Source organism: Leptothoe sp. ISB3NOV94-8A, from assembly GCF_043421595.1.
GTDB lineage: Bacteria > Cyanobacteriota > Cyanobacteriia > Phormidesmidales > Phormidesmidaceae > Leptothoe > Leptothoe turfae.
In genome coordinates this window covers 84266-97000 of sequence record NZ_JAXSQW010000002.1, presented here as the reverse complement: position 1 = coordinate 97000, position 12735 = coordinate 84266, and the positions used below count along the sequence as shown (strand labels likewise).

Below are 12735 nucleotides of genomic sequence, written 5' to 3'. Positions count from 1 at the left end.
AAATAAAAAATGTCTATATCATGTTTTGAGTCATGTTTTGATATCTGGTATTTCCTAAAAGTAATCAGATTTTTTAGGGATAAGAATGTGATTTTAGTTGGCAATTCAGTACATCAAAAAAACAAAGATAACTAATAATTAAAGTCGACAAAAAGTAAATATCAAGAATTGTAGTGAAAGAGGGTAAAGATAAAACCTATACATAATAAACCTAGCTTTAATGCCTGGTATTGTAGCCTTTGAAGACACAAGTCGACTTATTGTACAGTTCTAGGAACGATTGACGGCAGGAACTTCAAGTAAGAAAATAACCCTTAGATGACTTTAAATTATGTCAGGCTCTGGGTCATTCATCCTTGACTTTGTCTAGATGAAAAGTCTATTTGCTAAGACAATGCTGGAGGTTTTCGATTTCTGTTAAGTTTTGATGGTGGCAAGACATTTCAATTCTTATCCTTCTGAAATTTATAAAAGATTTCGAATAAAGAGGTTGAGATAAGACTATCAGGTTTAATTTTCATTAATCTAGTAAAAACTCAACCTAGCTTGAGAAATCGCACATATTTGATGTGTAGCCCTAATTAGGGTATTTGTTTCAAACTGTCTGCCATCTGAGGGTCTTTCATTTTATGGTTTTGTTGTTCTTCTTGTTGCTTGATGATTATGTTCAAAAGATTTTCTTGTGTGATCCTGGGAGCTTTAGCAGCCTCCCTCACTGCATCAGTTGAGCCAGCCCAAGCGTTTAGGCTCAGTTCTGGTAGCTCCAATAGTTTTACAACGCCCAGTGCTTCTAACTCCTTCAATTCTTCAACTGGCAGCTTCGGTCAATCAGCATACGGTGGTAGCTCTTCAAACTATATCTCTCAAGGAGGATCGACTGCATCCAAGGGAGATGCAAATTCTTGGGCAGAGATCCTGGCATTCATGATGATGCTGTACTTCGTAGCAGAGGGATTAGATACTACTGGTGGAAGCAACAAAACTGTTGTCATAGATAAAGAAATAGAGCAACCTGGCGACCCTGGCAATCCCGGTAATCCTGGCAATCCTGGCAATCCTGGTAATCCTGGAAACCCCGGTAAGCCCCCCACTCCTGTGCCGACCCCAGCTCTCTTACCTGGTCTCATCGGTATGGGTGTCACAGCCTGCCGTAAACGGAATCTAACGTCGGCTAATCAAGCTTAAATAGCTTAGAGTTGAACCCATACGATAAATGTATTTGAGTATCAGCTTGAGCAGAGGGGTAGCCAAACCCCTGTAATTAGCCTCTAGATTAAGGGGGAGAAACTTGAATAGGCATATTCAAGGCTGATCCAAGCCTTATTAACAACATATTAAAAAGAACAATATCTCTAATTCTCCTGAGATATTGTTCTTTCTTGCAAACTAGTTCTATGGTAAACCGAGACCATTAAATGGTGATATTGTGATTTTTGTGGTCGTTCTGATGGTCGAACAGGTGTCCAGTCTGACTCGAAAGAGAATCATTGAGCGAAAAAATAGCAAATGATCACAGGCCCCAATCTCTAGCGAATAGTCATGCGGAGACCAACCAAAATTAATGAGATGCCAAACAGCCTGCGTAGAAACTGTTCCGGTAAATCAACAGCAAACTTAGCCCCAATTAAACCACCTAATACAAACCCAAGACAGATGAGGGTCGCGGCTCTAATATCCACATATCCCTGTTGAAAGTAGGTCCAGGCTCCCAATAAACCAATGGGAGGCACCAGCAAAGCGAGGGTAGTACCCTGGGCACTGTGTTGCGAAAAACCAAACCAATAAATAAGAGCAGGGGTAATGAGTACACCGCCACCAATACCGATGAGACCGCTCAGGGTCCCTACCGCAAGGCCTAATCCTAGATATAGAAACAGGGCCATACAGCTTTCCTGCTAGAACTTGCTAAATGAGGCGCTGACGAATCTTAGCAGATATGGTGTCAATTAAAGCGACAGCCACGATGAGAATCAGCAAAATGGCGGAGACTTTTCCGTATTTGAAGGCTCGAAAACTTTGATAGAGTGATACACCAATACCCCCTGCACCGACAATTCCTAATACGGAAGCAGAGCGTACGTTAGCTTCAAAGCGATACAGGGTGAAGGAGGTCCACAGGGGAATAACTTGGGGAATCACACCAAAGATAATTTCCTGTAGCTTGGAGGCTCCGGTTGCCCGAATACCTTCTACTGGACCAGGCTCAATGGCTTCAATGGCTTCTGAGAACAATTTGCCCAGGGTGCCAGTGGTATGTACAAACAGAGCTAACACCCCTGCAAAAGGACCCAGACCTACAGCGACAACAAAAATTAGGGCAAAAACAACTTCATTGATGGCGCGCATGGCGTCCAGGAATCGCCGAATAATAAAGACCATCCACAGTGGCGCAACGTTTTCAGAAGCCATAACGGCTAAGGGCACGGCAATAATTGCGGCCATCAGGGTGCCCCAAATACCCATGCCAATGGTTTCTAGGATGTCTGATAGATAAAACTTCCAGTCGGTAAAGTCCGGGGGGAAATAGCGGCTGATATATTCCGCCATATTGCCAGTGCCTTCGGCTAGTTCGATAAGGCTAATGTCGCTCTTTTGGGCGGCATAGATCAAGACTGCGATCGCAATCAACAGCCACACAATCCGTAGGGGGGTAACCAGCTTCTTTTCCTCAGCCAACACCCGCATGACCTCAGTTGACACATTACCGTCATCACGAGTTTGGGACGTAACCACCGACTTAGCCATATTTAAAAACGTCAATAATGAACCGCCGCCACGTCTAAAATGCCAATTTCTTTGTAGAAAACACTACAGGTTTTGACTGAGACGTGGTTAAAAAACACGGGCAGCCCAGGGGCTGCCTATGTTATCAGTTTTAGCTCAATGAGCTCTCAGGTAAGAAGAACTTACTTAAGCGCCTCAAGCTTCTTGTTAAGTTCGTCAAGCTTGGTCTGCTTGTCAGCATCGCTCAAGTTCTCATCATTTTGAACTTCCAACAGATCCTTAGCAATTTGCAATTCACGAATAGTGTTCCAATCTTCATCCTTTGCAGAATCTAGACCAGACCACTGTAGACCTTCTAGAACTTCAGCATTGTCATAGTTGATAAAGAAATCCTTCATGGAATCCTTTAAACAATCGGGCAGGTCCTTACGATAAGCAAGAGGATCGCTAGGAATGACAGGAGACGTCCAAATAATCTGAATCTTTTCAAGGGCATCGGGAGCCGTCTCTTCTAAACGAGCCAAATTTTCGTTGTTGTTAGTGGCAACATCCACCTGGTTCTCAGCTATAGCCAAAGCAGTTGCTTCGTGGCTACCAGCAAAGACAAGCTCGCTAAAAATTTTGTCGGCATTAGCACCCTGTTGAGCAAATACATAGTAAGTGGGCACTAAGAAACCAGAGGTGGAATTGGGATCGTTAAAAGCAAACGTAAGGTCAGCAGCATTCTCAACCACATACTTGTCACCGTCACCCGCTTCTAGATCAATTTCACCAACAATAGGATTCTCTACGTTAGTGATCAGGTGAGAGTAATAACCTTTGGAACCATCAATCGCTACAGTCTGAACAAATGCTTCCGCTTCGGAACGCTCAGCCGCCTCAATGTAGGACTTACCACCGTACCAAGCAACCTGTACCTTACCCGCACCCATGCCTTCAATTACACCAGCATAGTCAGTGGCGTAGAAGCCCTTTACAGGACGACCTATGGCCTCAGACATATCAGTCAAGAGTGGTTCCCATTGAGGCTTAAGATTGTCGGCAGACTCCGTGGAGATAATACCAAACTCAATTTCTTTAATATCAGCTGCACAAATGCCGCCTTCAGTCACTGAAGTGGCTGCATCTTCTGCAGCATCAGTTGCTGTATCAACACCTCCACCAGCACCGCTACAAGCAGCCAAAGAACTAACCATCATGGTAGAAGCTGCAAATAACGATGCGAATCGACGCAAGGAAATAGTAGACATGATTCCGTGTTCCTTTGATCTTATCCGTTTTTGTAACCGTGTGTGTGCGAACCCCAGATAATGAGCAGTTGTCAGCTTGCAAACACCTCGCTGTGGCCGCTCATTACCAACTCTTCAACCGCCGATCCATAGATACTGTTGAGGCGAGCCGCATCTAGATCAACTGTATAACCGTCAAAACAAACCTCTCCCTGGCGTAGCGCGAGAGAACGCTCGAAATAGCGCTGCACGACCTGCACCTGGTGCAGCGAGGTCACTATTGTGATTCCTTGTTCTCTATTTAGACTGGTCAGTAGTTCCATAACCTTACGGGCTGAGTCTGGGTCTAAAGACGCAATCGGCTCATCTGCCAAAATAATTTTGGCCCCCTGCATTAGGCAGCGGGCAATGGCCACACGCTGCTGCTGGCCACCGGATAACGTCGATGCTCGCTTATGAGCCTGGTCTAAAATACCAACCCGCTCTAGGGCCGACAACGCTCGCACTTTCTCCACCCTAGTGAAATTGTGACTTACGGAGCGCCATAGGGACACTTGAGACAAATTTCCCACCAGAACATTTTCTAGAGCCGTCAGCCGGTTGACTAGATTGAACTGTTGAAAGATAAATCCCATTTGGCTACGAATCTGGCGAGCTTTGGAATGGAGTTCGCCCTCTATCTGTAAGATATTTCCAAAAATTTCTACTCTCCCTGCATCCGCCTGCTGTAGACCATTGAGATTACGCAGTAATGTGGACTTACCAGAACCCGATGCGCCTACGAGAGCAATCATTTCACCCGTGTGCACCCGCATGTTGACATTCTGCAAAGCAGGTTTCCCCTTAAACGCTTTTGATACCCCCATTACCTGCACAGCAATCTGAGGGGATATCATATTCGAGTTCATTTCTGCGACTGATTGCATTGCCTCTCCGCCGAATTAAATTATTTATTTGTCAGATGATACCCATTTAGGAAAACGCCCTAAGCCACTTTTAACAAGGGTTTGACACAGCCTTGGAAATCCTTAGACCCAAAGGCATTCATTCCACTAAACCACTAAGCCAAACATATCAATGCCAAATTCATAGACATTGACATGTATAGACATCTATAACTAGCAATGTTCAATGTCATTGTCATCGCTAGCAGCTTAAGAGATAAACCAAGGTAAATTAAAATTTAGATAAAGTCAGGTTAAGGGTTAAGAGCACAGAAGCTGTTAGTAATCCTCTGTAATCCCTTTTTTTGTAAGGGGTTGATGTTGGCTGAGGTTCTTAATCTCTGGCATGTGTCCGCTGCGTTTTTACACGTCGTGTTCCATGACCAGTTCCATGCGATCTCCTCGGAAGCGGGTCACACCATACTCAATGACGGTACCGCCAGCTTGATCAGCGTTAATGGATTCTGATAACAAAATAGGGCTATTGGCAGGCATTTTAAGGAGTCTTGCATCCCGAGGGCGAGCCACCCGCGCAGAGATGCGTGTGGACCGACGCAGGTGGTCACAGTTATATTCTTTGAGCAGCATCTGGGAAATAGAACGATAGTTTTCGCAGTAGGCAGCTAGCTCTGGAAATCGTTCACCGGGAAAATAACTGCTGCTGATGTTGATCGGTAGATTGTCAATCAGACCGAGACGCTCGTATAAGATCACCGAGGCTCCCAGCTCCAGTTCAAGATGCTTCGCTAATTTTGGATCAGCTTTCATGTCAACGATTCTAAGCACCTGCCAGGAAGGCGTTAACGCTTGAGCCTTGAGGGCCTCGTTAAAGCGCACGCGCTTGCCAATGGGTAGAGCAATAGGCGCTACTACAAATGTGCCGCGACCACGTTCTACATCGACTAATCCTTCTTGACGGAGGACTTCTACGGCGCGGCGTAGGGTGTGGCGATGGACTCCGAACCGCTTACTAAGTTCTAGTTCTGTGGGTAGTTGATCGCCGACATTAAACACCGATTCTTCGATGTTACGGCGTAGTTCGTCAGCAATTTGAAGATAAAGAGGCAAGGCGTCTTGGCGCATCATTCCTTTTGTCGTTACCCACAGTTTAACCCGCTTTTAACCTATCTAATTTTTAGCTGTATTAGGGTTAACAGGGAGTTATGTTTTGCACACTACCTTAAGGGTTGCCTTAAGAAAAGTACGTCAAGTTCTACAGCGGACTGTTTTGTTGTTGAGCCTGACATGGGAATGCCCTTTATTCTCGTTATTCTAGACGGTTTGCGCTTTGGTGTGAGCCAGACCTCTATGGGATATCTGGCTCACTTACTGGAAGCCAGACAGGCCAGTCTCCATAAGTTGAAAGCGGAGTTGCCAACGGTATCTCGGTTACTCTGTGAGGTGTTATTGACTGGGATGCCTGTATCCATCAGCAGTATTACGGCCAATGAGGTGGTCTGACTGTCCCACCCAAAAAGTGTTTTTCATTTGGCGATAATCAAATCAATGGTATGGGTTACGTTCAGGTCCGCAACAGCTTGCCATCATCCAATTAGACTTAAGCTGAAACCAAACCAAGCTGCTGCATAACTTCTAACAAATTGCACTCGTACCACCACTCTACAATTTTGCCATCTGCAATCTGAAGCAAAGTGAAATCATTCACTTTGACAGACTTACCTGTTGGGGGCATGCCTAAAAAGTTGCCTGTATGGGTTCCCTGAATGGTTGTGCGGTATACAACCTTGTCATTTTCAGCGACTATATCCCCCATACGTTGATAGATGTCGGGAAACCCTTGAAAAAGGGTCTCGTTAAATGCCTTATTGGCGTCCAACCCGACAATTGGCTCCGCTGCACTATTGAAGTGATAGACAACATCTGCACTCATTAACTCATCCCATACCCCACGCCAATCAGATTGGATACCCCATCCATCTTGGGCAAAGCGGAGTGCGATCGCTTTATTTTTTTCAATTAAAGTAGTCATGCTCATTACTTCCATACGGTAACGTATGGATATAGATTAATGTCGTACCTAAAAAACGTCAATACGCTACCGTATGGAAAAGGAAAATAAATCGTCCAAGTTGACTCGCCAAGATTGGATCAATCAAGGCCTCCAGACACTTGCAGAAAGCGGAGTGGAGGCAGTCCGCGTTGAACCCCTTGCCAAGTGCATGGGGGTAACAAAAGGGAGCTTTTACTGGCACTTCAAAAATCGAGACGTGTTTTTAGAAGCTATCTTGCAGGAATGGGTCAATGGTCAAACCAGTCGCATCATTGAACAGGTTGAAACGATTGGGGGCGATGCAACAACAAAACTGCTTTACCTATTTGAGTTAGCTGTTCAGGATGATGGTCGAGTAGAGAATGCTATTCGGGCTTGGGCAACGGGTGATTCCAAAATTACTACCGTTCTTGTTGAAGTTGATCAACAACGCTTGGAGTATACAAAAGACTTATTTTTAGAAGTTGGATTTGAACCGTTTGAGGCCATGGTACGTGCTCGCATGGTTTACTACGCGCTAGTGGGCGAATTTACAATCGGGGCTCGCAGCGATCACGCTGAACGATTAGCTGAAATACGACTTCAGCATGCCATTCTTACAAAAAAAGCATGAGTATTACTCGTGCGTTAGTTCATCGGCACCCTACCCTCATAAGCTATTAGTAGCGGCAGTTCGACTCACTATTACTTCCATGCCTTCTTTCCCAAAACCCACAAAAGCTGAAATTCAGGCGGCCTACGGTAAAACTGTTCCCGATATCATTGCTCCCAATCTAAATGTGCTCTTTTGTGGAATTAATCCCAGCATTTACAGTGCTGCAGTGGGGTATCATTTTGCCCGTCCAGGTAATCGCCTTTGGAAAACACTCCATGCTGCAGGGTTCACCCCTCGACTGTTTCATCCGTCAGAGGATCGAGAGCTGCTATCCCTGGGACTGGGTATGACGAACATTGGTGAACGCGCTACAGCTAGGGCTGACGAACTCTCCAAAGAAGAGTTATTGGCGGGACGGCAAACCCTTGAGCAAAAGATCAGACACTATCAGCCCAAGGTGTTGGCTATTCTGGGTATCACAGCCTATCGCACGGCGTTTCATCAGCCTAAGGCTGTCATTGGGCGGCAGGCCCATGGGTTACATGGCGCTATCCTGTGGGTGTTGCCTAATCCGAGTGGTCTCAACGCCCATTATCAGGTTAATGACCTGGCACGGGTATATGCTGAAATGAAACAATTTAGCGATGGCTGATTTAGGGGATGACCCCGTCTAGCGCCGTTGTTATGGATTGAGTGAGATGTTTTGGGTGGGCTTTAGTCAAAGCCACGGAGTCACATTGTTGAAAATGACAGAATTGTATGATGGCGTCTACAAATGCAGCAATGACTAAATCTTCATCAAAATTATGTTGTTCCAAATGGAGTAATTTGATTTCTAAATGGCTGTTTTTTCGATGGGCTTTACAATCCATCCGTCCAATAAATTCATCGCGGTAAAGGAGTGGCAGGCAAAAGTAACCATACTGACGTTTGGCTGCGGGGACATAACATTCTAACCGGTAATCATATTGAAACAGTGCTTTGAGCCGTTCTCGCTGAATGACACTATTGTCGAATGGCGAGAGAATCAACATGCGGTTGTTCAATCGGGGAAGAGGGCGTTCGAAGGCACCTGTTTCTAATAAAAATACTTCGCCACTGCTCACTTGTACTTGTTCTAACGTGCGCTCTGCCAACTTTGTGTTTACCAAAGCTTTTACAGCCTTGCGTAGATCAGCATTGCGGCGCTGATAGGTCAGTCCTTTGAGTGAAACCAACCCATGGCAGCGCAACTGTTGATCGACAATATGCGTCGCAAATTCTTCCATGCTGGGCATTTGTGAATTTACGTGAGATGGCAGCACCCGCTCGGTCAGGTCATAGGTTTTCTGGAAACCTTTGCGATCGCTGACCATGAGGTCGCCTTCCATATACAACTGTTCGAGTGCTTTTTTAGCAGGCTTCCAGTCCCACCAACCTGCACGTTTTTTGGTGTTAGTTTCTATATCTCGGGAGCGTAGCGGGCCATCTGAACGTATGCGGGCCAACAGTTCACCCATGAGCTTTGTATCACGGTTTCTATACCAATGGGTTTGGCCGCTTTTAATGGCGTGTTTGTAGGGTAAGGAGAAGCGAAAATCGGCGATGGGGAGAAAAGCTGCCGCATGTGCCCAATACTCAAAAATATCTCCATTGAGCAACAGTTGATTGGTCATGGCGGGCTTAAACTTAGGCACCCTAGAGTGGAAAACATGATGGTGTGCTCGTTCTACCACCGATATGGTGTCGATCTGTACATAACCGAGGTGGTTAATGGCTTTACGTGCCCCTGCCAAACCACGTCCATAGGGCTGAGCCTGCAACAACCCTTGGGCAGCCAGGGCAAGGCGGCGTAAACGCGCCTGCTCTTGTGGATGTTTAATTTCAATCATGGCCATACTTGCCGCATAACGGCAGAGTTGTGCGGCTGTGAAGCACCTTTCAAGCTTAGCCGATATTTTCGCTCAGACAGCATCAACGCCATGTTCGGGGGCAAAACCTCTGGCGGGGGCTGCCATGATTTCAACTGGAACTTCCGACTTCTACCGATCCCTCAACGCTATTCACCCTGAGCGATCCACCGATATTGAATGGGGCCTTGGCCAATGACCAACCGTTGACAAAACATAACCTTGGCTAGGTGGCAGACCCCGCCCCCCACCGAGTGCACTTGTCGTTAACGCTACGGGCGATCGGGATATTGCGACAAGCGACCGCCGAGATTTGTTGGAACTGATGAGATTTGACCAATCGTTATTAAAACTCAACTGGATGCTATGAGCGACAACGTTTGGGGACCTGTTGCAATTTGGGATACCTGCACTGCACTCAGCCCAAAAGGTTCATCAATAGACTAGTTGAGTTGTGTTCAAGAACGGACCTTAGAGCTTGCTTGCTCAATAGGCATTGTATGCTTCATTGGCTGATAGGACATGCGTAGTGGAATTTCTTGATGGTCTTGCGGCACACCCCAAAATTCTCTTAATGTTGGTCCATTTATTATGCGAGAGTCGTGAAATAGAAAGTTCCAAAATTCATGAACTATAACCCGTCGCCCCATGCGGGTAAACCTATTCATGCCATGCCGTGCAGCTCGATCTGGCTGCAGAAATGATCTCCATAACGCCTTAGGGCGGGCCTGCAGAACTATTTCAATAAATTTCACCCACAGAAAGATACGCCAGGGAGGCATGTAGCGAGTTTCTAATACCTGATGTTTGTAGTCCCACTTACGTTGATCGGGTTGGATAATTCGCCTCTCAGAAGCTATTCGATAATATCCAGTCCAGCGATGGGGTGTAACATATAACGACATAAGTTGGTCAGGATCGTACCAGAGTAGCTGTTTGAGCGAACGAATAAAGTCATAGTCAGTAACCTCCTCAAAATCAGTCACCCATGTAGCTAGAGAAAGAATGCCATGCTGTCGAAGGAGACGAATGGCTTCACGATCAGTGCTAGTTTTACTGCCTTTACGAATTGCCTTGAGTGTGACTTCATCGGTATTTTCCATACCCAGGAGAAATCGCTCAACGCCTGCCTGACGGTACAAATGCAGGATATCCGCATCTCGTACAATATCGTCTGCACGGGTTGAACCGATAATACTGATCTGTAGATTTTCAGCAATAATAGCTTCACACAGTTCACGCCAGATGGCTTTGTTTACTGTTGGGTTTTCGTCGGCCAAGTTAAATAGTTCTACGCCATGGGTTCGATGAAGCCAGGCAATTTCCTTTGCAAATTTCTTTGGGTTACGATGTCGCCAACGAGCCCAGAAGCCTCGCTGTCCACAGTAGTTGCATAGGTGTGGGCAGCCTCGGGAAAACTGTATAACGACAGCTTGCTTACCGCCATAGTAGCTATAGTTCTTCAGGTCGACTAATTCCCAGCCGATGCGATAGGCATCAAGATCTTGGATCATAGAAGCAGGGAGTGTTTCAATGATCTGATTATTACGACGGAAGGCAATACCTTCTACGTTAGCAAGATCGTTCGCCTCTTCAATAGCCGCCATCAGCTTAGGAACAGTGGCTTCACCCTCACCTCGAACAATCACGTCAATCTGAGATTCTTGGGTGAGTATGTCGTGGAAGTGATATGTGGGAAAGACTCCACCGTAAACAATCGTGAGGGAGGGCAACTCTTGCCGAAAGCGAAGAGTAAGATCAACAACAATTGGGTGGGCTGAGGTTGAGCCTGAGTGACCAATAAGCAGTACCTGTGGACTGTGAGTAACAACTTGCTGAACAATTTCATCATTAGAAAGTGGGCCAAGTTCAGCGTCAAGCAACGTAACGTCATGACCAGCGTCCAATAATGCTCCACCGACACACAATAGTCCCAGAGGGGGCAGTTGCTCCCGTGGAATACGACTGCCAATGGCGGGGTGCGGTGGATTCACGATGAGAATACGCATAAACTCTCTGCACTGTGGCTACCCCGAAAGCATAGCGATTGGTCGGGCGGCAAAGTGCAGCAGATGCAGCTAACGGCAGAGTTATGCGGCGGTCAGTACCCTAGCCTCGAAATCAGTAACCCTTGCACCGCCGCACCAACCTAGTGTTAGCCTTCTTGATGTGCAAAAGCATTATGACATTATTCAGATTCGCTACTGTGAAGCTACGTTGTCCCTTATAATGAAGGTGCTTACCATAACTTCAACAAACTGTCAAATATGCTGAGGTCACTGAGAATTGAAAATTTTCGTTGTTTTCGAAGATTTGAGCTTCAGCAGCTTGGCAAATTAAACTTGCTCGTTGGCACTAATAATAGCGGTAAAACTTCTATCTTAGAGGCTGTGCAGCTTCTTTATTCTCAATCTAATCTTGAATCATTGCGAGAAGTAATGATCGGTCGTGGTGAATATATTTTTAGTGATGAACGGGGCGGTAATCGTGAGCTAGATGTTCGTCACCTTTTCCATAATCATGAAATTGATGTAGGCAGCAAGTTTTCAATACTCAGCAATACTCATAGCAATGAAGAAGGCGTCACGGTATCTGTAGAAAATTCAGGCCAAATGAGTCTATTTGAAGATCTACGAGAGCTTGTATTAGTTATTGAGTGGTTGGGACAGGAAAATGAGAGCATTAAACTGCCCTTATCCTCTAGAGAAGGTTTGCCGTTAGATTACATAAGACGTGTTCGCAAAGATTTAAAGAAATTAGGATCAAGAACCCAATTTATAACGTCTTCCTCCTTGACCAGTGAGAAAATGGTTGAGTTATTTGATCAGGTTGTTTTGACTCCAGAGGAGGAGCTTGTTACAGAAGTACTCCAGATAATTGAGCCAAGTATTAATCGTATTGCTTCAGTTGGTTCTGAAAAGTATAGATATCCTGGTGATTCACGTAGTGGGTTTGTTGTCAGGCTCACTAATGAAGACCAACGCATACCGATTGGTAGTATGGGGGATGGAATATGGCGAATGCTTGGCCTTACGTTAGCTATTGTTAATGCAAGGAATGGTGTTTTATTAGTCGATGAAATTGATACTGGATTCCACTTTAGTGCAATGTCTGATATGTGGAAATTAATATGGAAAACAGCTAAAAGGCTTAATGTGCAAGTTTTTGCCACAACTCACAATAGTGATTGTTGGACGAGTCTTGCTGCAATGGCAAATTCCGAAAACGTGATTGAAGAGGGAATTACAATTCAGAGGATTGAGAAAGATAAGCCAAAGAGTATTGTATTTACGGAACGACAAGTTGTAATCGCTGCTGAACGTGGAATTGAGGTGCGATAGGG

At 45.6% G+C, this 12735-nt stretch carries 13 protein-coding genes; 5 read left to right on the top strand and 8 right to left on the bottom strand.

The window, feature by feature from the left end:
• Positions 1 to 663 precede the first annotated feature (663 nt).
• Positions 664 to 1185: a PTPA-CTERM sorting domain-containing protein gene (locus tag SPB21_RS30900; protein WP_499868911.1), complete on the top strand. Its 522-nt coding sequence runs from the start codon at positions 664 to 666 to the stop codon at positions 1183 to 1185.
• A gap of 341 nt (positions 1186 to 1526) precedes the next feature.
• Here the strand turns inward: SPB21_RS30900 and SPB21_RS30895 are convergent, their stop codons facing one another.
• From SPB21_RS30895 to phnF, 5 genes are all read right to left on the bottom strand, one after another.
• The gene (locus tag SPB21_RS30895; protein ID WP_163670008.1) at positions 1527 to 1883 is read right to left on the bottom strand and encodes a sulfite exporter TauE/SafE family protein; all 357 of its coding nucleotides are present in this window, start codon (positions 1881 to 1883) and stop codon (positions 1527 to 1529) included.
• 22 nt (positions 1884 to 1905) lie between these two features.
• Positions 1906 to 2745, bottom strand: a complete 840-nt coding sequence (gene phnE, locus SPB21_RS30890) for a phosphonate ABC transporter, permease protein PhnE (RefSeq protein ID WP_250565167.1) — start codon at positions 2743 to 2745, stop codon at positions 1906 to 1908.
• A 161-nt stretch (positions 2746 to 2906) separates the two neighbouring features.
• Positions 2907 to 3974 (bottom strand): phosphonate ABC transporter substrate-binding protein, encoded by a 1068-nt coding sequence (gene phnD / locus SPB21_RS30885; RefSeq protein WP_163670010.1) that lies wholly within the window; start codon positions 3972 to 3974, stop codon positions 2907 to 2909.
• Between the two features lie 71 nt (positions 3975 to 4045).
• On the bottom strand, positions 4046 to 4849 hold the full coding sequence (phnC, locus tag SPB21_RS30880) for a phosphonate ABC transporter ATP-binding protein (RefSeq protein ID WP_250565168.1): 804 nt from the start codon (positions 4847 to 4849) through the stop codon (positions 4046 to 4048).
• A 411-nt stretch (positions 4850 to 5260) separates the two neighbouring features.
• Positions 5261 to 5983, bottom strand: coding sequence for a phosphonate metabolism transcriptional regulator PhnF (gene phnF, locus SPB21_RS30875; RefSeq protein ID WP_499868909.1), 723 nt, complete (start codon positions 5981 to 5983; stop codon positions 5261 to 5263).
• A 159-nt stretch (positions 5984 to 6142) separates the two neighbouring features.
• On the opposite strand from phnF, the gene SPB21_RS30870 reads away from it, so the two are divergent.
• Complete coding sequence (locus tag SPB21_RS30870; RefSeq protein ID WP_250565712.1) at positions 6143 to 6358, top strand: hypothetical protein; 216 nt, start codon at positions 6143 to 6145, stop codon at positions 6356 to 6358.
• Between the two features lie 97 nt (positions 6359 to 6455).
• Here the strand turns inward: SPB21_RS30870 and SPB21_RS30865 are convergent, their stop codons facing one another.
• Positions 6456 to 6887 carry an ester cyclase gene (locus SPB21_RS30865; RefSeq protein ID WP_499868908.1) on the bottom strand — a complete coding sequence of 144 codons (432 nt, stop codon included), beginning with the start codon at positions 6885 to 6887 and terminating at the stop codon, positions 6456 to 6458.
• A gap of 73 nt (positions 6888 to 6960) precedes the next feature.
• Here SPB21_RS30865 and SPB21_RS30860 point away from each other — a divergent pair, with 73 nt between their 5' ends.
• Together SPB21_RS30860 and mug are read left to right on the top strand one after the other, a co-directional pair.
• Complete coding sequence (locus SPB21_RS30860; RefSeq protein ID WP_163670015.1) at positions 6961 to 7521, top strand: TetR/AcrR family transcriptional regulator; 561 nt, start codon at positions 6961 to 6963, stop codon at positions 7519 to 7521.
• A 79-nt stretch (positions 7522 to 7600) separates the two neighbouring features.
• On the top strand, positions 7601 to 8155 hold the full coding sequence (gene mug / locus SPB21_RS30855; RefSeq protein ID WP_163670017.1) for a G/U mismatch-specific DNA glycosylase: 555 nt from the start codon (positions 7601 to 7603) through the stop codon (positions 8153 to 8155).
• A 1-nt stretch (position 8156) separates the two neighbouring features.
• Here the strand turns inward: mug and SPB21_RS30850 are convergent, their stop codons facing one another.
• The gene (locus SPB21_RS30850) at positions 8157 to 9374 is read right to left on the bottom strand and encodes a winged helix-turn-helix domain-containing protein (protein ID WP_499869171.1); all 1218 of its coding nucleotides are present in this window, start codon (positions 9372 to 9374) and stop codon (positions 8157 to 8159) included.
• A 476-nt stretch (positions 9375 to 9850) separates the two neighbouring features.
• On the bottom strand, positions 9851 to 11401 hold the full coding sequence (gene bchE, locus SPB21_RS30845; RefSeq protein WP_499868907.1) for a magnesium-protoporphyrin IX monomethyl ester anaerobic oxidative cyclase: 1551 nt from the start codon (positions 11399 to 11401) through the stop codon (positions 9851 to 9853).
• 258 nt (positions 11402 to 11659) lie between these two features.
• Here bchE and SPB21_RS30840 point away from each other — a divergent pair, with 258 nt between their 5' ends.
• Positions 11660 to 12733 carry an AAA family ATPase gene (locus SPB21_RS30840; RefSeq protein WP_163670026.1) on the top strand — a complete coding sequence of 358 codons (1074 nt, stop codon included), beginning with the start codon at positions 11660 to 11662 and terminating at the stop codon, positions 12731 to 12733.
• The last annotated feature ends 2 nt before the right edge of the window (positions 12734 to 12735 follow it).